The 21,455-nt window shown below is 40.5% G+C and carries 18 protein-coding genes and 2 pseudogenes; 5 read left to right on the plus strand and 15 right to left on the minus strand.

The window, feature by feature from the left end:
- Positions 1 to 8: 8 nt before the first annotated feature.
- The 10 genes from CD152_RS01765 to rbfA form a co-directional block, all read right to left on the minus strand.
- On the minus strand, positions 9 to 722 hold the full coding sequence (locus CD152_RS01765) for a GntR family transcriptional regulator (RefSeq protein WP_103214289.1): 714 nt from the start codon (positions 720 to 722) through the stop codon (positions 9 to 11).
- A gap of 11 nt (positions 723 to 733) precedes the next feature.
- Complete coding sequence (locus CD152_RS01770; protein ID WP_101140649.1) at positions 734 to 2,974, minus strand: FtsK/SpoIIIE family DNA translocase; 2,241 nt, start codon at positions 2,972 to 2,974, stop codon at positions 734 to 736.
- 59 nt (positions 2,975 to 3,033) lie between these two features.
- Positions 3,034 to 4,707, minus strand: a complete 1,674-nt coding sequence (rnjB, locus tag CD152_RS01775) for a ribonuclease J2 (protein WP_101140650.1) — start codon at positions 4,705 to 4,707, stop codon at positions 3,034 to 3,036.
- Between the two features lie 120 nt (positions 4,708 to 4,827).
- Positions 4,828 to 5,082: a hypothetical protein gene (locus CD152_RS01780; RefSeq protein WP_041635905.1), complete on the minus strand. Its 255-nt coding sequence runs from the start codon at positions 5,080 to 5,082 to the stop codon at positions 4,828 to 4,830.
- Between the two features lie 67 nt (positions 5,083 to 5,149).
- Positions 5,150 to 6,340 (minus strand): M16 family metallopeptidase, encoded by a 1,191-nt coding sequence (locus CD152_RS01785; protein WP_101140651.1) that lies wholly within the window; start codon positions 6,338 to 6,340, stop codon positions 5,150 to 5,152.
- Positions 6,341 to 6,400: 60 nt separating this feature from the next.
- Positions 6,401 to 8,512, minus strand: a complete 2,112-nt coding sequence (gene pnp / locus CD152_RS01790; protein ID WP_101143222.1) for a polyribonucleotide nucleotidyltransferase — start codon at positions 8,510 to 8,512, stop codon at positions 6,401 to 6,403.
- A gap of 114 nt (positions 8,513 to 8,626) precedes the next feature.
- Positions 8,627 to 8,896 (minus strand): 30S ribosomal protein S15, encoded by a 270-nt coding sequence (gene rpsO, locus CD152_RS01795; RefSeq protein ID WP_103214290.1) that lies wholly within the window; start codon positions 8,894 to 8,896, stop codon positions 8,627 to 8,629.
- Positions 8,897 to 9,003: 107 nt separating this feature from the next.
- Complete coding sequence (locus CD152_RS01800) at positions 9,004 to 9,957, minus strand: bifunctional riboflavin kinase/FAD synthetase (RefSeq protein WP_101140653.1); 954 nt, start codon at positions 9,955 to 9,957, stop codon at positions 9,004 to 9,006.
- Positions 9,958 to 9,966: 9 nt separating this feature from the next.
- Entirely contained in the window at positions 9,967 to 10,863 is an 897-nt protein-coding gene (gene truB / locus CD152_RS01805; RefSeq protein WP_101140654.1) for a tRNA pseudouridine(55) synthase TruB, read from the minus strand.
- Positions 10,864 to 10,920: 57 nt separating this feature from the next.
- The gene (rbfA, locus tag CD152_RS01810) at positions 10,921 to 11,265 is read right to left on the minus strand and encodes a 30S ribosome-binding factor RbfA (RefSeq protein WP_012656768.1); all 345 of its coding nucleotides are present in this window, start codon (positions 11,263 to 11,265) and stop codon (positions 10,921 to 10,923) included.
- 354 nt (positions 11,266 to 11,619) lie between these two features.
- Here rbfA and ilvD point away from each other — a divergent pair, with 354 nt between their 5' ends.
- From ilvD to ilvA, 5 genes are read left to right on the plus strand one after another with little or no spacing between them, the layout of a single operon-like run.
- Positions 11,620 to 13,308: a dihydroxy-acid dehydratase gene (gene ilvD / locus CD152_RS01815; RefSeq protein ID WP_103214291.1), complete on the plus strand. Its 1,689-nt coding sequence runs from the start codon at positions 11,620 to 11,622 to the stop codon at positions 13,306 to 13,308.
- Between the two features lie 11 nt (positions 13,309 to 13,319).
- Positions 13,320 to 14,987 carry a biosynthetic-type acetolactate synthase large subunit gene (gene ilvB / locus CD152_RS01820; RefSeq protein WP_103214292.1) on the plus strand — a complete coding sequence of 556 codons (1,668 nt, stop codon included), beginning with the start codon at positions 13,320 to 13,322 and terminating at the stop codon, positions 14,985 to 14,987.
- Complete coding sequence (locus tag CD152_RS01825; protein ID WP_101140657.1) at positions 14,984 to 15,229, plus strand: acetolactate synthase small subunit; 246 nt, start codon at positions 14,984 to 14,986, stop codon at positions 15,227 to 15,229. Before ilvB ends, CD152_RS01825 begins: the two co-directional genes overlap by 4 nt.
- Complete coding sequence (gene ilvC, locus CD152_RS01830) at positions 15,229 to 16,221, plus strand: ketol-acid reductoisomerase (protein WP_101140658.1); 993 nt, start codon at positions 15,229 to 15,231, stop codon at positions 16,219 to 16,221. The genes CD152_RS01825 and ilvC overlap by 1 nt, the downstream gene beginning before the upstream one ends.
- 12 nt (positions 16,222 to 16,233) lie before the next feature.
- Positions 16,234 to 17,496, plus strand: coding sequence for a threonine ammonia-lyase IlvA (ilvA, locus tag CD152_RS01835; protein WP_101140659.1), 1,263 nt, complete (start codon positions 16,234 to 16,236; stop codon positions 17,494 to 17,496).
- A gap of 92 nt (positions 17,497 to 17,588) precedes the next feature.
- On the opposite strand, the pseudogene infB reads toward ilvA, so the two are convergent.
- From infB to nusA, 5 genes and pseudogenes are all read right to left on the minus strand, one after another.
- Positions 17,589 to 19,496: pseudogene (gene infB, locus CD152_RS01840) on the minus strand (translation initiation factor IF-2); the annotation flags it as partial.
- A gap of 113 nt (positions 19,497 to 19,609) precedes the next feature.
- A pseudogene (locus CD152_RS12225) lies at positions 19,610 to 19,769 on the minus strand (translation initiation factor IF-2 N-terminal domain-containing protein); the annotation flags it as partial.
- Positions 19,762 to 20,094 carry a YlxQ family RNA-binding protein gene (locus tag CD152_RS01845; RefSeq protein WP_012656759.1) on the minus strand — a complete coding sequence of 111 codons (333 nt, stop codon included), beginning with the start codon at positions 20,092 to 20,094 and terminating at the stop codon, positions 19,762 to 19,764. The gene CD152_RS01845 and the pseudogene CD152_RS12225, both read right to left, overlap by 8 nt.
- Entirely contained in the window at positions 20,091 to 20,378 is a 288-nt protein-coding gene (rnpM, locus tag CD152_RS01850) for an RNase P modulator RnpM (protein ID WP_041635898.1), read from the minus strand. Before rnpM ends, CD152_RS01845 begins: the two co-directional genes overlap by 4 nt.
- Positions 20,379 to 20,387: 9 nt before the next feature.
- A complete protein-coding gene (gene nusA / locus CD152_RS01855; protein ID WP_086038576.1) occupies positions 20,388 to 21,449 on the minus strand; it encodes a transcription termination factor NusA in 1,062 nt (353 codons plus the stop codon).
- Between the last annotated feature and the right edge of the window lie 6 nt (positions 21,450 to 21,455).

Here is a 21,455-nt window from a genome sequence, read left to right on the forward strand (position 1 = left end):
GTATTCACCTAACCTTTCTTTGTGCGTCTTACTTTAAACTTCACTTGACTCGATTTAAAATAATTCATCGAATAAAGTACAGGTTCGTGATTATCGTTATAATGAATCTGTTTGAAAAGGAGTAAACTGTCTTTAGGCGCACAATCCAGCGCATTAGATATGTAAGGCTCATAGCCAATCGATTCTATCTCAGTCGCAGCGTAGCTGATGGCTAACCCTGCATCCATAAGTGCGTCAAATAATGAGCGTGAATTGATTCCACTATCCATTTCAAAATTCATCATATCAATTTTATCCAGACAATAAACAACCGGGGTTTCATCGGCTGTGCGAATACGTTCGATAACCGTAACTTTTCGTTCATCATCTATACGCAGCACTCTTTTATCATCTAGCGATGGTTGTTCAATATCTTGACTGATAACGAGAGTACCCGCGACATAACCTGCTTCTTCAATCATAGAAGTAATACTCTTTAGTTCATCAACCGGATAGTTAAACGGGGGCCTCTCCTTAACAAAATAACCTTCCTGAAAGTGTTCAGTTATAATTTGCTCAGTTATAAGTTCATGAAATGCGAGCTCAATAGCATCGCGTGATATATTTAACTGTCTTGAAATCTCATATTGAGAGGGTAACGGTTTATGACTATTGAAATCTCCTGAATAAATCTTTGATAGAATCCAGTCCTTCGTATAGACAACTTCATGATTTACAGACAATGTTAACGCTCCTATTCTTCAATTTGTTCTATTAAAACTGCTCTTGGTTTACTCCCTGTAGCGGGACCAATTACTCCATTTGCTTCCAGCTCATCAATTAAACGAGCCGCTCTATTGTATCCAATTCTAAACTGTCTCTGCAGTAAACTGGCTGAAGCTTTCTGCTTTTCGATTACAAATGCATATACTTCCAGATAAAGTTCATCTTCTGAATCATTTTCGCTTTCTTTTACGTCTGCAGGTGTCATCTCTTCAACGTAATTTGCAGACTGCTGTCTTGTAACAAACTGAACGATAGCTTCTACTTCAGCATCTGATAAGAAAGCCCCTTGTATACGTGTCGGTTTAGATTGTCCATAAGGTAAATATAACATATCTCCTTTACCGAGCAGCTTCTCTGCACCTTGACTATCCAAAATTGTCCTTGAATCTACAGCACTACTTACACTAAAGGCAATTCGCGAAGGAATATTTGCTTTAATTAATCCAGTGATTACATCGACAGATGGGCGCTGGGTAGCAATAATCAGATGAATCCCTGCTGCACGCGCCATCTGTGCCAGTCGCATAATGGCTGCTTCTACATCTTTACTTGCCACCATCATCAAATCAGCTAGTTCATCAACAATGACTACTATATATGGAAGCTTTGCATTCTTCTCATTCATTTCATGATTCTGTCTTTCGAGATATGCGTTATATCCTTTTATATTTCGTGTACCGGTATGACTGAATAAATCATAACGACGTTCCATCTCACCGACAATTTTCTGCAGTGCCTGAGCAGCTTTCTGAGGATTTGTGACAACTGGCGTCAGTAGATGCGGTATGCCATTATAGACGTTTAATTCAACCATTTTCGGATCGATCATCATCAGCTTCACTTCATGAGGCTTTGCATTCATGAGTATACTTGTAATAATACCATTAATACACACAGACTTACCGCTTCCAGTTGCACCAGCCACAAGTAAATGCGGCATCTTATCAAGTTCTGCAGTGATTGCTTCTCCTGAGATATCTCTTCCAAGCACAACCCTCAGCTTATTATCGTTTACAGGGGATGCTTCCAACACTTCACGTAGAGTAACCATAGACACCGACTGATTCGGGACTTCTATACCGACTGCCGATTTGCCAGGTATCGGCGCTTCTATACGAATATCTTTTGCAGCAAGTGCGAGTGCGATATCGTTGTGCAGATTAACAATGCGACTGACTTTAACGCCCATAGCAGGCTGTACTTCGTATTGTGTAACAGCTGGTCCAATCCTAATCTGACTTACCTTTGCATTGACCCCAAAATTCTTTAAAGTCGTTTCTAATAGTTGTCCACGTTTTTTTACGTCCTGCATATTGTTCTTTGCTTTTTCTGCAGCAGGATGTAATAACGTAATCGGTGGGAGCTTGTAGTTTGGATTCTCATCTTCTGTTGTTGCACTTGTATGCACCACTGATTCAAGATTTATGTTTTCCGTGTTAGACGGTACATCTTTACTTGTACTTATAAACGCTTCACCTTCACCAAGATCTTCATTGCTATCAAATTGCTGTACGCTATCATAAATCGGAATATCCTCAGCATCTTGAGTAAGCACAGGGAGGTCAGACACATCGATGACTTCATTATGATGTGTGTTTCTGTCCTTTTTTGCAAAGTCTGTAACTTTATCTATTAACAGACGTAGATATTTCATGATCCAAAGGAATATTCTTTCTGCAGCGAGACGGATAGACCTTCCAAGAATGAGCAATGTACTGATGGTTATCATCAGTAGCGATAATAACAGAGAGCCGAATGTACTGATTAATGTACTAAACACGATATCATATAGATAACCTATGATACCGCCACCGAAAAAATGAATACCTGAACGGGATTGAAGCTCATAAATCGAATTAAATAACGGCAGGATGGGCTTACCATTTAATATATGCTCTATAACCTGTAAAAATGAAGGTAAAGCCACAAGCATCAATAACCAGCCATTGACGCGACGATTCAATGGTATCATCTTTTGATTCACGGTATAGTATATCGTCATTAAAAGAATCAGGATATAGACATAAAACCGCGCACTACCTGTAAAGTAAGTAAATAGACTGTCAATGCCTACGCCAATGATTCCAAATTGAAAGATGGCGGCAAAGATAAGTCCAATAATCAAAAGAGCGATCAAATAACGATAAGGTATATTATCCTTCTTCTTTGTATTACGTTTTTTCTTACGTGTTTTCTTCTTAATAGCCATACTGACACCTACCTTACTAAATAAATAAACAAGCTATTAATAGCTTGTTTATTTATAATTTAAATTTCTGAAATTACAGGAATAATCATCGGACGGCGTTTCGTATGTTCATAGAGCAGCTTACTCAGCTTATCACGCATTTCCTGCTTAATTTCAGCCCATTCAATTTTATTTTTAGTCAAACCATCCTCTACAATAGCTCTGACCTTTTCTTCAGCTTCTTTTAGAAGATCCTCACTCTCACGTACATAAACAAATCCTCTTGACTGAATTTGTGGCCCTGCAGCGATAGTACGATTTTTCGGGTCGATTGTTACGACAGCAATAAATATACCATCCTCACTTAGAAGGCGTCGGTCTCTTAATACGATATTGCCGACATCTCCAACACCAATACCATCAATCAAGACATTACCCGCTGTTACCTTTTCGTTCGCAAGCATGTACTCACCGTCAAAGTTCAGACAATCCCCCTTTTCTAATAAGAAGATATGTTCAGGCAGTACACCTGCCTCAGCAGCAAGCTTCGCATGAGCAATCTGCATCTTAAATTCACCTTGGACCGGAACAAAGTAAGTAGGCTTCATTAAGTTGAGCATGAGCTTAAGCTCTTCCATACATCCATGTCCAGAAGCATGAATCTTCTTATTAGTAGGGATGACTTTCGCACCTGCTTTAACAAGATGATTAATTGTAGAGCCTAATATGACTTCCATGTTAGATGAAGGTGTCGTCGTAATAAATACTGTATCTCCTTCTTCTATATTCAATATATTATGTTTATTGAGCGCCATCTGTGCAAGTGCCTCTATCGGTTCACCTTGAGTACCAGTCGCAATAATGATGACTTCATTCTTAGGATACTTCTCCACATCTTTAATCGGTATCAGCAATTGTTCTTTTATATCAAAGTATCCCAGCTTACGTGCAGTATTAAAAGAGCTTTCTAATGATTTACCTAGAAATGACACTTTTCGGTTATTTCTTGCTGCGCTGTTTAGTACTTGCTGTATTCTAATGAAGTTCGATGCATAGCAAGAGACAATAATACGGCCATTTACTTTAGCAAATTCGTCATTGATGTGACTTTCTATGACGTTCTCAGGTGTATTGTATCCCGGTTTCTCAGCTTCTGTGGAATCACTGATCAGCATAAGTACACCATTATCGCCAATCTGTCCCATCTTTGTAATATCTGGTCTATAGCTTCCCGACAAACTCTGATCAAACTTAAATTCACCAGTATAAACGATAGCGCCATGTGATGTATGAATCACGATACCAAGACTATCTGGAATACTGTGTGATGTACTGAAAAATGACACGTTCACATTTTTAAAACGCATGATTGAGTCATTATTGACAGTGTAATACTTTATCTTCTTATTTATATTCGCTTCTTTCATGCGGTCTTTAACGAGTGCTATCGTCAGACGAGAACCATAGATAGGTGCATCAATCTGATTCATAATGTACTTTAAAGCTCCAATTGCATCAACATGCCCGTGCGAAAGGAATATTCCTTTTAATCTTGCCTTGTTCTCAATAACATAGTTAATATCTGGTATAACCACATCTATTCCAAGCATCTCATCTTCAGGAAACATCAGTCCTGCATCAAGCATAAACATTTCATCGTCTACTTCAACGATGTACATGTTCTTTGCTATTTCACCTACACCACCAAGGGGTGTCATCTTTATATGTTCATTTTCTTTTTTTACTAGATTCAAAATAGTTCCTCCTAAATTCTACCCGTTCAATTCATACTTCTTATATTATAAGCTAAATAAAGACAATTTAACAATAAAAAATGCGTAAGCCTCTATAATAAGGCTTACGCACATCTGCTATTATTTCTCTAGTTCCATCTTAAATTCGCCACCAGCTACTGTATAGTGCTTTAATGTCAGCCCCTCAGATGAATAGCGATCTGTGTCCCCTTTATAAAGTACAAGCTGCACAGGTGCATTTGTTGTCTCAACTTGTTTAAACGCTAATCCCACATCTTCGCTTGTCGTTGACACATGTACAGTTTCATCTTCAATTCTAAAACGTCCTTCTGCTTCAATTTCTGAACCATTCACCTGAATTTTATCAAATACCATAGTTACATCTCCTTGTTATATAGTCATCCATATTATACATTTTTAGCAAGGATTAATCTATAGAAACCTAGTAAATTCGGTAACTTGCATACGCTTTCTTAAAAACCTGCAGCGTTTCATCAACCTCTTCTAATGTAACAGCCATTATTTTATCTTCAAGTTCATGTATCTCATATATCTTATTATAAAGCAGTATGCTCTTACCCATATGCTCCATAATGGAGCCATCATAATCTAGATTCATATATAAATTTGTTACAAGGTAATGTTTGGTTTTTAAAAGCAACGATTCGTCAATACCTGCTGCAAGCTGCTTGTGTATAAGATGAATCTCTGTCATACATCGCTCTATGTTTTTTGCGTCAGTAGCGAAGTATGTATATAGAACACCACCCTCTTCATAAGCATCGACCGATGAATATAATGCATAGCATAATCCTTGTGCTTCCCTTAACCTTCTGAATAGCAGACTCGTCATACTGCCACCATAAATATTGTTTATAATTTCATAGCATGTACTTTTTTCATCCAGATAGCCTATTCCTCTATGCGCTAGTATAACATGTGCTTGTTCCATACTTTCTTTATGATGCGTAAGATGCATCGTGTTCATTGTAAATCTTTTCAGCGGGCGTCTAACATTATGAACAGAGTTAAATTGCTCAAAGTAATCCTTAATAAAATGATAGTCAGTTCCAACATACGACAAGATCATATTATTCGGCTGATAAAACTTATGATAAAAATCTTCAAGCATTGTCTGAGTAATATTATTCACACTGTCAGCCGTACCAAGAATCGGTGTATTATATGGTGACCCTTGGAATAATACAGCTTCAAATTGTTCGAATGCACGTTCTTCATCATCATCTTCGATCATTTTTATCTCTTCAAGAATGACCTGACGTTCTTTTTCTAGTTCATCATTCGGGAACGTAGCACAGAAGACCATTTCTTTCAGCAATTCAATCGCAACACGTTCAAAACGTTTTAACGTCTTAATCGAATAACATGTATATGTCTTCGTTGTATAGGCATTGACTTCTCCACCGATTGCATCAATTTTATCTGATATCTCTTGAAATGGAAACTGCTTCGTCCCTTTAAATACCATATGTTCAATAAAATGCGCGATACCTGATGGATAACCTTCCTCATCCGATGTACCCACTTTAATATAAAGTCCAATATGCACAACCTCTAACTTTGTTTCATGATATGCAAACGTCATATCATTCTTAAGTTTAATATGCTCCAAATAATCTCCTCACAGACAAATCAAATAAAAAGGTGAGACATATCGCCTCACCTTAATGCTCTATTTTTCTTCTGATGCTTTCTTCTCTTCTTCTAACAGCACTTTTCGTGATGCATTTATGCGACCTTGTTTATCAATCTCAGTGACTTTCACCAGGAACTGATCGCCAAGCTTCACAACATCTTCTACTTTGTTTATACGTTCTAAAGCAATTTGCGAGATATGTACGAGCGCATCTTTACCTGGGAAGATTTCAACAAATGCACCGAACTTCTCGATACGTTTTACCGTTGCCATATAAATCTGGCCAACCTCAGCTTCACGTACAATATTTTCGATCAACTTCTTCGCCGTCTCTATCATTGATGCATCACTTGAACCGATGAACACTGTACCATCTTGTTCAATATCAAGCTTAACTCCTGTTGCATCGATAATTTCGTTGATTTTCTTACCACCTGGTCCGATAACATCACGAATCTTATCAGGATTAATATGAATAATTTCAATTTTAGGTGCGTATTGGCTAAGTTCTGCTCTTGGTTCAGAAATTGTAGATAACATATGTTCCATAATATGCAGACGACCTACTCGCGCCTGCTCTAATGCTTCACGTAAGATATCTTCCGTTAACCCATTAATCTTAATGTCCATCTGTATTGCTGTGATACCTTCTTTTGTCCCTGCAACTTTAAAGTCCATATCACCAAGTGCGTCTTCCATACCTTGGATATCAGATAGAATTGTATAATTTTCATCTTTTGTTACAAGACCCATTGCAATACCCGCAACTGGTGCTTTAATAGGTACACCCGCATCCATCAAGGCAAGCGTAGAACCACAGATTGATGCTTGTGAACTAGAACCATTTGATTCTAAAACCTCCGATACAACACGAATTGTATATGGGAATTCTTTTTCATCTGGAATGACCTGCAATAGCGCACGTTCACCAAGTGCACCATGGCCAATTTCACGACGACCTGGTGCGCGAATTGGCCCAGTCTCACCTACAGAGAAATTCGGGAAGTTATAATGATGCATATAACGCTTCTCTTCTTCTACACCAAGCCCATCGATAATCTGATGCTCACCTAGCGCACCAAGTGTTGCAACTGATAATGCCTGCGTTTGTCCACGTGTAAATAATCCCGAACCATGTACACGTGGTAAAATACCGACTTCTGAATCAAGCGGTCGAATTTCGTCTGGGCGACGTCCATCCGGGCGCACTTTTTCTTCTGTGATAAGACGACGCACTTCTTCTTTGATCAGTGCATCAAACTTCTTGTTCACTGCAGTGATAACAGCTTCATCTTCACCTTCAAAAGCTTCGATAACCTTTAATTTGATTGCTGTAATATTTTCCTCACGTGCAAGCTTTTCCTGAGTCTGAATCGCTTGAGATAGTCCAAAGCTTTCTGATAATTGTTCTACCTTTGATTCTAAGTCTGCATCCACTTCAACAGGTACAAACTCAGACTTTACAGGTTGTATCTCATCAATGATCGATTGCTGGAATTCAACAAGTTTCTTGATTTCAGCATGACCGAACATGATTGCTTCAAGCATCTTATCTTCCGCTACTTCTTTTGCACCCGCTTCAACCATGTTGACCGCATCGAAGTGACCAGCAACTTGTAAGTCCAGAACAGAAACTTCGCGCTGCTGAACGTCAGGATTTATGATGAGTTCTCCATCAACTAAACCTACATTTACACCTGCAATTGGTCCTTCAAATGGAATATCTGAAACCGCAAGCGCCATAGATGAACCGATCATCGCTGCCATTTCAGGTGAATTATCCGGGTCTACACTCATAACGATAGAAATGACCTGAACATCATGACGATAACCTTTTGGGAATAATGGACGAATCGGGCGATCAATCAATCGTGAAGTCAAAGTAGCATCCTCACCTGGACGGCCTTCACGTTTGTTGAATCCTCCAGGTATTTTACCTGCTGCATATAATTTCTCTTCATAATTAACCATTAACGGGAAGAAGTCCACATCTCTAGGTTCTTTACTCGCTGTCGCCGTTGATAATACTACCGTATCCCCGTAGCGTACGAGTACTGCACCATTTGCTTGTTTCGCTAACTGGCCAGTTTCAATAATTAATGGACGACCTGCCCATTCTGTTTTAAAAACTTTCTTTTCTTGAGACATGTATGTATCTCCTCTCTCACATATATCCTTAATCATAACATGACAATTCATATTATGTCATAAATAGCATAAAAAAAACGAAAGAAACATAGGTTTCTTTCGGTAAAATTAGAATTAACGACGTAATCCTAATGATTTAATTAATTCACGGTAACGTTGAACATCGTTCTCACGTAAGTAAGTTAATAAGTTTTTACGACGACCTACCATTTTTAATAAACCACGACGTGAATGGTGGTCTTTCTTATGAGTACGTAAATACTCGTTTAACGCATTGATTTCTGCTGTTAAAACTGCGATTTGTACTTCTGGTGATCCTGTGTCAGTTTCATGTACACGGTATTGTGCAATGATTTCATTTTTACGTTCTTGTGAAATTGCCATTATTAATAGCCTCCTATAAATTTAGTTGACACCATAACCTGAGCATAAAGTCGGAGTGATCTATAAGCCAAGGAAAGGTACCTCGTTATTATATCATGAATCAATAATTAATCAAGATGAATGTGATTCAATATTTCAATTGCCTGTGCTTTATCCGCATTTATTTGCGCAATCAGACTATCGATACCATCAAACTTCTTTTCAGCGCGTAAAAATTCATACCACTCAATTTCAACACGCTCCCCATATATCGAGTCTTTGAAATCAAAGATATTCACTTCTATCGAAACTTGCTGTTTTTCAGGATCATGGAAGGTTGGTTTTACCCCCACATTACATACACCTTTATATATCTTACCAGTCTGATCGAGTTTCAGCGTAACGGCATACACACCTAAACGTGGTAATACAAAATTCTCATTCGGCTCAACATTTGCCGTCGGAAATCCGATTGTACGTCCACGCTTTTCACCTTGAACAACAAGACCAGTGATTTTATAAGGTCTTCCAAGTTGTGCATTCACCGATTCGATATCGCCATGCATCAGATCTTTACGAATTGATGTAGTAGAAACTTTCTCGTCAGCTAGCGCATGTCTTTCTACAGTCGTTACATTAAAATCCTCTTTATCCGCTTCAAGTTTAAGCATATTTCCCTTTCCATATTTACCATAAGTAAAATCAAAACCAGCTACAACTTCTTTTACATGATTTTTAGTAAAATAATTCGAGATAAAATCATGCTCCTCCATTTTAGCGAGTGAAGAAGTAAATGGTACGATAAATAAATAATCAATACCCATCGTTTCTAATATATGCTTCTTCTCCTGCATCGGTGTCAAATAATCTGTGCGCTGTTTTTCAGGATTTAAGACGACAGAAGGGTGAGGATCAAATGTCATCACCGCTTTTTTTAATCCTTTATTTTCAGCAATACATATCATGGTTTCAATGACCTTCTGGTGGCCAGTATGAATCCCATCAAAGAAACCAACTGCAAGCGCACAAGGTTCATGATCGTAACACTGCTCGATCGGATGTATCATTTCAATTGTTTTCATAGCTATCCCCTAATTAAATACTTTTTTAGCTTTGATCAAACCTGGATGCTTGTCATCCGGTATGAAAATTGCTATTACCTTATCATTGTACGACATCACCGTCTCATCTTCAATCGGTGGGCTCATCTGACGTAACTTTTGGCCGTACATAATCTTGACGGATGTCGGCTCATCGACAGCGACATGCCGCATATGGGCGAGCCCCGTCTCTATCGGTTTGAGAAGCTCAGCTATTGCATCATAGGGTACTTCACGTAACGCATCTATTGTAATACAGTCTTCAAGCTTAAATCCACCGCTCTCCGTTCGTGTCAAATCGGACATATGGCCAATAGTACCCAGACCTTCTGCTATCTGAGTAGCAAGTGTTCTAATATATGTCCCTTTACCACATGCGACTTCAATATTGAATATACATTTACCATCCATAAAACGAACAGCACTTGTACGTATTAATTCGTAAATCTGCACTGTACGTTCTGGACGCTCAACCTCAATTCCTTCACGTGCATATTCATACAATTTGCGCCCTTTCACCTTAACCGCCGAATACATCGGTGGAACTTGTCTGATTGAACCCGTTAGTCGAAGTAATACTTCATCAACCTGCGCCTCTGTGAACATCCCTTCTTCAATCGATACGGTCTTCACAATCTCACCATGAGCATCTTCAGTCGCCGTTTGAACGCCAAGGGTCACTTCTGCAATATAACGTTTACCACTCTGCATCACATAATCACTGATACGCGTCGCCTTACCGACACAAATCGGCAATACACCATCCACTTCAGGATCAAGCGTCCCGGTGTGGCCGACTTTCTTCGTCCTTAATATTTTACGTAGCTTAAACACCACATCGTGACTCGTCATCCCACGTGCCTTATTAATACCGATAATGCCATCCATAAAAAAACACTCCTTCAGTAAACTCTAAAATAGTTTACATGAAAAAGTGTGATTGGTCTATTTATCTCTATTTAATTCCGCAATCATACGCTCGATTTTATTACCATAGTCAATGGATTCATCATATTTAAATTTCAAGTCAGGTACAATACGTAAATCCATACGATGTGCGATTTCTGATTTAATGAATCCTTTAGATTTCTCCAGACCTTCTAAAGATTTCTTACGCTCTTTCTCTTCTCCAAGCACCGTTACGTAAACCGATGCCAGACTTAAATCACCCGTAACCTCAACTTCTGTCACTGTAACAAAACCGACATTCGGATTCTTTAGTTTCTGATTGATAATTTCACTGATTTCTTTCTTAAGCTGTTCACCAACACGCTCACTTCTTAAACTCATATACTTCACCTCTATACTTTCGATTACTTTTATTATAAGGATTCGCACTGCTGATTGTCAATTTTACAGTTTTGTATCTTGCTAAATTTTTAGAAAATTTTAAATATTGTGTTGACAACTATTTCATTTTACTTTAAATTTGTAACATACAAAAAAACAGGAAGGACAGATGATGATGAATAACAGACATTTACAACTTAACAACATTATTATTATTATTATCGGTCCGGACTGGAACTGTAGGTAGATTACACTACTTATAAGTTTAAGTCCTATTTCACATGAATAGGACTGGGAACGATGTCCTATTCAGGGCATCGTTTTTTTTGTTTGTAAAATTAAGGGAGGATTTATATGAGAAGTAATATGATCAAAAAAGGACCTGAACAAGCACCGGCCCGTAGCCTGCTGCACGCAACGGGACAAATTAAGTCACTAGAAGATATGAATAAACCATTTATTGCAATCTGCAACTCGTATATCGATATCGTCCCTGGACATGTCCATCTAAGAGAACTTGCAGACATCGCAAAAGAAGCGATTAGAGAAGCTGGCGGCATACCGTTTGAATTTAACACAATCGGGGTTGATGATGGAATCGCTATGGGTCATATCGGCATGAGATACTCTCTCCCGAGCCGTGAAATCATAGCTGACGCAGCAGAGACAGTTATCAATGCCCACTGGTTTGATGGTGTCTTCTATATTCCGAACTGCGACAAGATAACACCTGGCATGCTGCTCGCTGCTGTAAGAACAAACGTGCCTGCTATCTTCTGCTCAGGAGGTCCAATGAAGGCAGGATTATCCGCTACCGGCAAGGCATTGACATTATCCAGCATGTTTGAAGCGGTCGGCGCATTCAAGGAAGGTACAATCACAAAAGAGGACTTTCTTGATATGGAACAAAATGCATGTCCGACATGTGGTTCTTGTGCTGGTATGTTTACTGCAAACTCCATGAACTGTCTTATGGAAGTGCTTGGACTTGCACTCCCCTTCAATGGTACTGCACTTGCTGTCAGTAAAGAACGCAGAGCATTAATCAGAGAGAGCGCATTTAAGCTGATGGACCTTGTCAAACGTGATATCAAACCGAAAGATATCGTAACGAAAGAGGCGATTGACGATGCATTTGCACTGGATATGGCAATGGGAGGCTCCACAAATACTGTCCTTCATACACTCGCACTTGCAAACGAAGCGGGTATCGACTATGACTTAGAGCGTATCAATGAAATAGCTGAAAAAACGCCCTACTTATCGAAGATTGCACCGAGTTCTTCCTACTCCATGCATGATGTACATACCGCAGGTGGTGTACCTGCAATCATCAATGAACTGATGAAACGCGAAGGCATTCTTCATCCTGACCGCATGACAGTTACTGGTGATACTCTACGTGACAATAATGCTGCTTACACAATACAAAATGAGGAAGTCATCCATACACTGGATAACCCTTACAGTGAACACGGCGGTCTTTCGATGCTTCATGGTAATATCGCGCCACTTGGAGGGGTTATCAAAGTAGGCGGTGTCGATTCTTCTATACAGACGTTCACCGGTGCAGCCATTTGTTTCGATAGCCATGACGCAGCAGTCGCAGCAATCGATAACCATACAGTACGTCCGGGGCATGTCGTCGTTATAAGATACGAAGGTCCAAAAGGTGGCCCAGGGATGCCTGAGATGCTTGCCCCTACCTCATCCATCGTCGGACGTGGCCTTGGTAAGGAGGTCGCCTTGATTACTGACGGCAGGTTCTCAGGTGCAACCCGTGGTATTGCAGTCGGTCATATCTCACCTGAAGCAGCGGCTTTAGGACCTATCGCACTCATTGAAGATGGGGATATGGTTACCATCGATCTTGTGCATCGTACGCTGAACGTCGCTGTAACAGATGATGAGCTGAAGCAACGTAAGGCACGCCTACAACCTTTTAAGGTGAAAGTTAAATCGGGCTATCTCGCACGTTATACAGCACTCGTCACAAGTGCCAATACAGGCGGTGTTATGCAGATACCAGAACATCTATTATAAGGAGGAATACCATGAACCATGAACAAACAGGCGCACAACTGCTTGTGCAATCTTTCGTTGACAACGATGTAGAATATGTCTTTGGATATCCAGGAGGCGCGGTACTTCCACTTTATGATGCATTCTACGACGCACCTTTCAAGCATATTCTGACGCGACATGAACAAGGAGCGATACACGCCGCAGAAGGCTACGCACGTTCAAGCGGCAAAGCTGGTGTTGTCGTGCTGACAAGTGGTCCCGGCGCGACAAATGCAGTAACCGGTATAACAGATGCCTACTGTGACTCACTCCCCCTTGTCGTCATCACAGGACAAGTGCATCAGCAAGGTATCGGACTAGATGCATTCCAGGAAGCAGACCTGATATCACTGACAGCACCAATCACGAAACATAACTATCAGATCCGCTCAGTAGAAGAGATACCTCGAGTTATCAACGAAGCCTTCCACGTAGCCACTACAGGTCGTAAAGGGCCAGTGGTTATAGATTTTCCTAAAGATATCGGAATCAGTATGGCTAGAGGCCCTTTACAGACTGAGATGACCCTGCCAGGTTACACACTTGCACCAAATGTCCACGTCGAAACAGTCCACAAGCTGGCAAATTTACTTGCTCAAGCACAGCGTCCCCTTCTATTGGCAGGTGCAGGTATCAATCATTCTCAGTCAAACGGTCTGCTGACACGTTTCGCAGAAAAACATCACCTCCCAGTAGTCACAACACTGCTCGGACTAGGCGCAGTGCCTTACGATAACCCTCTCTTTTTAGGTATGGGGGGCATGCATGGTAGCTATGCAGCGAACATGGCACTTTCTGAAAGTGACTGCGTGATCAACTTCGGGAGTCGGTTTGATGACAGGCTCATCGGAGATACTGCAGCCTTTCAGCAGAACAAACAGATCGTTCATATCGATATAGATCAAAGTGAACTTAATAAGGTTATACAAGCTGACCTCGCAATCCATGGAGATGTCAGGTCGGTTCTTACACAGCTGCTGGATCTACCTTGCTCTGTCGACAGCAGCTGGACAGAGATATGTATCGAAAGACATCAGCAGTACCCCTTCAAGTATAGACAGGCCGAAACTTTCATCAGACCACAACATGTGGTTGAACTTATCGGTAGGTTTACAGATGAAGCCGTTGTTGCAACGGATGTAGGTCAGCATCAGATGTGGACCGCCCAATACTATCCATTCAAGAAGGCACAGCTGATCACAAGTGGTGGTCTCGGCACGATGGGCTACGGTATTCCTGCTGCAATCGGTGCACAGCTTGGCGCACCTAATCAGATGGTAGTTGCTATTGTCGGTGATGGCGGCTTTCAGATGACCAACCAGGAAATGGCGATATTAAACGAATATCAGCTCCCGGTCAAAATCATCATGCTGAACAATGGTACGCTCGGCATGGTGAAACAATGGCAGCATAAGTTCCATGGTCAGCGTTATAGCGAGTCAGTCTTCAGTGGACAGCCTGACTTTCAGATGCTGAGCAACGCATATGGCGTCAAACCCTACCTTATCACTCAGCAACAGGCTCTGGAAGCGACACTTTATGAAGCACTTGCTTATCAAGGTCCTGCGTTCATCGAGATCAGAATCTCCCCTGATGAGATGGTGGTTCCAATGGTTCCATCTGGGCAACCTAATCATGAAGTGGAGGGATACGAATGAACTACTCGCTTAGCATCTGCATGACAGACCGTCCCGAAGTGCTGAATCGTATTACAAGCATCTGTTTCCGACGAGACATTAGAGTTATAGCACTGCATGGACAATCAGAAGGCGGACAATTTAATCTGACATTGGAAGTAGCATTAAGAAACGGCCAGAACATTCATACTGTCATCAAACAACTAGAAAAACCAGTAACTGTATTATCGGTAGTGAACAACACAACTCAGGAGGTTTTATAATGGCTAAAGTATATTATGATAACGATGTAAATAAGGAATACTTAAAAAATAAGAAAATCGCAGTATTAGGGTACGGCTCTCAAGGACACGCGCATGCATTGAATCTTAAGGACAGTGGCTATGACTTAGTCATCGGAGTACGTGAAGGACAGTCCAGAACAAAGGCAGAAGAAGATGGATTTCAAGCATATGACGTCAGTGAAGCTGTGGAACGTGCGGATGTTACCGTCGTCCTTATGCCGGACGAAGTACAGCAGCGTGTGTTCAACGAGGAAATCGTACCTCATCTCAAACCACAATCGGCTCTAGTTTTCGCTCATGGATTTAATGTGCATTTCGGTGCAATCAAAGCTCCTGACGATGTTGATGTCTTCTTAGTCGCACCAAAAGGACCAGGACATCTTGTTCGACGTGAATATGTTAAGGGCAGTGCTGTCCCTGCGTTATTTGCAGTCGATCAGGATGTAACTGGTGATGCAAAGGCCCTTGCACTAAACTATGCACACGGCATCGGTGCAACGCGCGCCGGTGTCATCGAAACGACCTTCAAGGAAGAAACAGAGACAGACCTTTTTGGTGAGCAAGCGGTACTCTGCGGCGGTATCACAAAGCTCATCCACTACGGTTTTGAAACACTGACGGAAGCTGGTTATCAGCCAGAACTTGCCTATTTCGAAGTACTGCATGAAATGAAGCTGATTGTGGACCTTATGTACGAAGGCGGTATGGAGAAGATGAGACATTCCATCTCAAATACCGCTGAGTTTGGAGATTATGTCTCTGGTGCGCGCGTTATTACCCCCGAAGTTAAGGAAAATATGAAACAGGTACTAGCTGATATCCAGTCTGGCGCATTCAGCAGGCAGTTTATCGAAGACAATAATAATGGATTTGAGTCTTTTAAATCTATGAGAAGTACCCAGGCAGGACATCCTATAGAGAAAGTCGGTGCAGACCTAAGAACGATGATGCCGTTTATCAATAACAACTAGAGGAGGAAGAGTATGAACGATACGCATACAAAGATGCCTGTTACAAAAGATGATATAGAAGCGGCATATGAAGTGCTGAAACATGTAGTCAAGCATACACCACTTGAAAAGGATCTATATCTATCTCAAAAATATCAGTGCAATGTTTACCTGAAACGTGAAGACCTGCAATGGGTACGCTCGTTCAAGCTAAGAGGAGCCTATTATGCCGTCAGCCAGCTGACCCCCGCGGTTCGACAGCAAGGTATCAGCTGTGCCAGTGCCGGCAACCATGCACAAGGTGTCGCCTACACTGCAAATAAACTCGGCCTGCACGCAGTCATCTTTATGCCGGTAACTACACCGAATCAGAAGATAGAACAGGTCAAGTTCTTTGGGCAAGATAACGTGGAGATTAAACTGTATGGAGATACATTTGATGCGTGTCTTGATGCCGCACTACAATATACAGAAGATCATAACCTTAGCTTTATCGATCCTTTCGATAACAATCATACAGTAGCTGGCCAAGGAACTGTCGCAAAGGAAATCATTATGGATCAGCCTGTAATCGACTACTGTTTTCAGGCGGTCGGTGGTGGTGGATTAATATCAGGTGTTGGTACATATCTTAAGGATGTCAGCAAAGAAACGCAGATCATTGCAGTAGAACCTCGCGGAGCAAGCAGCATGAAACAATCCCTTGACAAGGGGACGAGACTCACATTAGATGCTATCGATAAATTCGTAGACGGTGCTGCTGTTGCAACTGTGGGAGAACTGACATTTGATATCGCACGACAGGTGATCGATGATTGTGTCGCTATCGATGAAGGACAGGTCTGCAGCACAATCATCGATATGTATACAAAACAAGCGATTGTCGCTGAACCTGCAGGTGCACTAAGCGTAAGTGCTCTGGAACATTTTAAGGATCATATCATCGGCAAGAATGTTGTATGTATCATCAGCGGTGGCAATAATGATATCAATCGTATGAATGAAATCGAAGAACGTGCACTCCTGTATGAATCTTTAAAACATTACTTTATCGTTAACTTTCCACAGCGACCAGGTGCACTGAAAACATTTGTTAACGATGTACTGGGTCCTGAAGATGATATCACAAAGTTTGAATACCTCAAGAAAACTGCAAGAAGTAAAGGTGCTGTCATCATTGGCGTACAACTGAAAGATAAGAGAGATAAAAATAGTCTCTACCAACATGTGCAGCAGTTCGATCCTAAGTATATCGCCGTTAACAATCATGAAACGCTCTATTCCCTATTAATCTAAAAAAACACTTCACGAATAATCGTGAAGTGTTTTAATGTTGTAGTTTAGACTGCTCTTCTTTCAACTCTCAAAAAGAGCTTAACCATGCATTATTAGACGCGTTTAATCTCTTCCATTACAAAGGCCTCAAAGATGTCGCCTTCTTTGATGTCATTGAAGTTTTCGATCGTGATACTGCACTCATACCCTTGTGCCACTTCACGTACATCGTCTTTAAAGCGTTTTAATGCATCAACTTGACCTTCATAAACGACGATACCGTCACGAATGATACGTACTTGTGAATCACGCGTAATCTTACCGTCAGTCACATAACTTCCAGCTACTGTACCAACTTTAGAAATATTGATTGTTTGACGAACTTCTGCTTGACCGATTACTTTTTCTTCAAACTCAGGGTCTAACATCCCTTTCATCGCACTTTCAATTTCTTCAATCACTTTATAGATGATACGGTGTAAACGCATATCTACACCTTCAGCTTCTGCCGCACGTTTTGCATTAACATCAGGGCGGACGTTAAAACCAATGATAATACCGTTAGATGCAGACGCTAAAGTAACGTCAGATTCATTGATTGCCCCCACTGCTGTATGGATAATACGTACGTTAACGCCTTCAACATCGATCTTCATCAATGATGCTGCCAGTGCTTCAACTGAACCTTGAACATCACCTTTGATGATAACGTTCAAGTCTTTCATCTCACCTTGTTTCATCTGTTCAAATAAGTTATCAAGCGAAACTTTTTGAGATTCCTGACGCTGTGCTAAAATATTTTGCTGCTGACGTGCTTCACCAATACGACGTGCTTTCTTCTCATCTTTAAATACAACAAAACGATCACCCGCTAAAGGCACATCTTGAAGTCCAGTAATTTCAACTGGTAAAGATGGTCCAGCTGTCTTAATACGTTTGCCAAGGTCGTTCACCATTGCACGAACACGTCCGAACGTATTACCAACAACGATAGAGTCACCGATTTCAAGCGTACCATCTTGAACAAGTAAAGATGCAGCTGGTCCACGAGATTTATCTAGTTCCGCTTCAATTACAGTTCCAATCGCTGTACGTTTTGGATTTGCCTTTAATTCTTCCACTTCAGTTACAAGCTGAATCATTTCAAGCAAGTCATCAATACCGTCACCTTTTATCGCAGAAAGCTGCACAAATATTGTGTCTCCGCCCCAATCTTCAGGGTATAAACCATGCTCACCAAGTTCCTGCATTACACGGTCTGGATTAGCAGTCGGCTTATCAATTTTGTTTACAGCGACGATGATTGGTACTTCTGCTGCTTTCGCATGGTTGATAGCTTCAACCGTTTGTGGCATTACGCCATCATCAGCTGCTACTACTAATATCGTGATATCTGTTACTTGTGCCCCACGTGCACGCATTGTCGTAAACGCAGCATGCCCTGGTGTATCAAGGAATGTAATAGGCTTATCATTATATTCAATTTGATATGCACCGATATGCTGTGTGATTCCTCCTGCTTCTCCTGCAGTAACACGTGTATTACGGATAGAATCAAGTAATGTAGTTTTACCATGGTCAACGTGTCCCATAATTGTAACAACAGGCGGACGTTCCATAATATCCTCTTCATTAGCATCTACATCTTCAAAATATGTTTCTAGATCCGTTGCATCGACAACAACTTCTAGTTCAGCTTCTACGCCATACTCATCACAAATAAGCTCGATTGCTTCTTGGTTTAAAGATTGATTGATATTAGCCATAATACCGACCATAAATAAATTTTTAACGATTTCAGAAGCATCTTTACCTAGTTTTTCAGCCAGCTCTCCTACTGTAATGCCTTCTTCATACGTAATTTTAGAAGGTGTTTCTTTTACAACAGGTACTTCTTGTTTTGGTTCAGGTTTTTGTTTACCTTTGCCTTTACCTTTTTTGTTTTTAGATGGACCGCCCGTACCTGGCTTATTATGGCTTCCAGGACGATGGTTTGGATTACGTTTTTGATTATTATTTTGTGGTCTCTTCTGATCACTTTGCTTTTTCGGTTCTTCTTTTTTAGGCTGTTCTTTGTTCGGTTCTTCTTTTTTTGCTTCAGCTTTTTGCTCAGATTTCACTTCTGATTTGGCATCTGATTTCTTGAAGATCTTATCTAATGCAGCGATTTCTTTTGCTTCGATTACCTGCATATGACTCGACGCTTCGATGTTCATTTTCTTTAATGCATCGATAATATCTTTACTTTTTAAGCTGACTTCTTTTGCGTATTCATATATTCTCTTTTTACTCATAGCTTCTCTCCTCATTGATGTCTCGAATCAAAGCTTTCATTGACTTGGCAAATCCTGCATCCAGAACGCCAATTGTTACACGTTCATCTTTACCAAGTGCAAACCCTAGTTCATACCTAGTACATACTTGTTCTAGAGCGACTTGATAGGACTGGCATTTGTTCGAAACATTTTTCGTAGTATTATTTGATGCGTCTGTAGAAATGATGACGAGCTTAGCACGTTTACTTCGTACATCATTTAATACAAGTTCTTCTCCAGTAGATAACTTTCTTGCACGCATCGCAAGACCTAGCAAATTCAACAATTTATCTTTAGATGTCATCGTTTTGGAATCATCTCTCTATAGATAAGTCGAATAATTTCATCATATACTGGATTCATCACCGTTTCATCGGTCTCAAAATAATGTTCTAATTTCTTTTTTTCACGTGCTTTATTTATGATATCCAGATCCATCGAAACATATGCACCACGCCCATTTTGCTTACCGGTCGCATCTGCAAATATTTCGCCTTCTTTATTTTTAACGACACGAATCATTTCTTTCTTAGGTTTCATTTCATTCGAAAGAATACATTTTCTCATGGGTATTTTACGTTGTTTCATCAAATCCCCCTATTCTGCCGGATAAATGCCCGCTTCTTTAGCATCTGTCTCAGATTTAATATCAATCTTCCAGCCCGTTAGCTTGGCAGCAAGACGTGCATTCTGACCTTTCTTACCAATAGCGAGGGACAACTGGTAATCTGGAACGATTACTGTTGTTGACTGGTTCGCTTCGTCTACCAATACATCGACAACTTGAGATGGACTCAATGCATTCTTAACGAAAGTCTTCGTATCTGCACTCCATTCAACGATGTCAATTTTTTCTCCACCGAGTTCTTCCACAACTGCTTCAACACGTGCACCTTTCGCACCCACACATGCACCCACAGCATCGATATCAGGATTATCCGAATAGACACTGATCTTCGAGCGATCTCCTGCTTCACGGGCTACAGATTTTACCACTACCGTACCATCAAAAATTTCAGGAACTTCTTGTTCAAATAAACGCTTTAATAATCCTGGATGACTACGTGACACAAAGATTTGAGGTCCTTTAGTCGTCTGTTCCACTTTATTGACATAGACCTTAATTCGTTCTGTCGGACGATAAACTTCATTCGGACTTCTTTCTGCTTCAGATAAAACAGCCTCTGTCTTACCTAAAGTTACATAAACATAACGATGATCCACTCGGTCGATGATACCAGTCATAATATCATCTTCCTTATCGATAAACTCATTATATAATATACCACGTTCTGCATCCCTTAATCTTTGTAATACTGCTTGCTTTGCAGCTTGCGCTGAAACGCGTCCAAAATCTTTAGGTGTAACATCCTCTTCATATATATCGCCGATTTCATATGCAGGGTTCGATAATAATGCTGTTTCAAGACTTACTTCTTCTCTTGAGTTCATTACTTCTTCAACTACGTCCTTACGTGAATATACTCGGTATGCTCCGTTATCCATATTCAGTTCAACACGTACATTGTTTGCCGAATTATAGTTTTTCTTATAAGCAGTAATCAAAGCTGCCTCAATCGTTTCTATCAGTACTTCTCTTGGAATCGATTTTTCTTTTTCAAGAAAATCAATCGCATTTAATAATTCATTGTTTTTCATAACTGC

Origin of the sequence: Macrococcoides caseolyticum, from assembly GCF_002902665.1 — a bacterium.
Lineage (GTDB): Bacteria > Bacillota > Bacilli > Staphylococcales > Staphylococcaceae > Macrococcoides > Macrococcoides caseolyticum.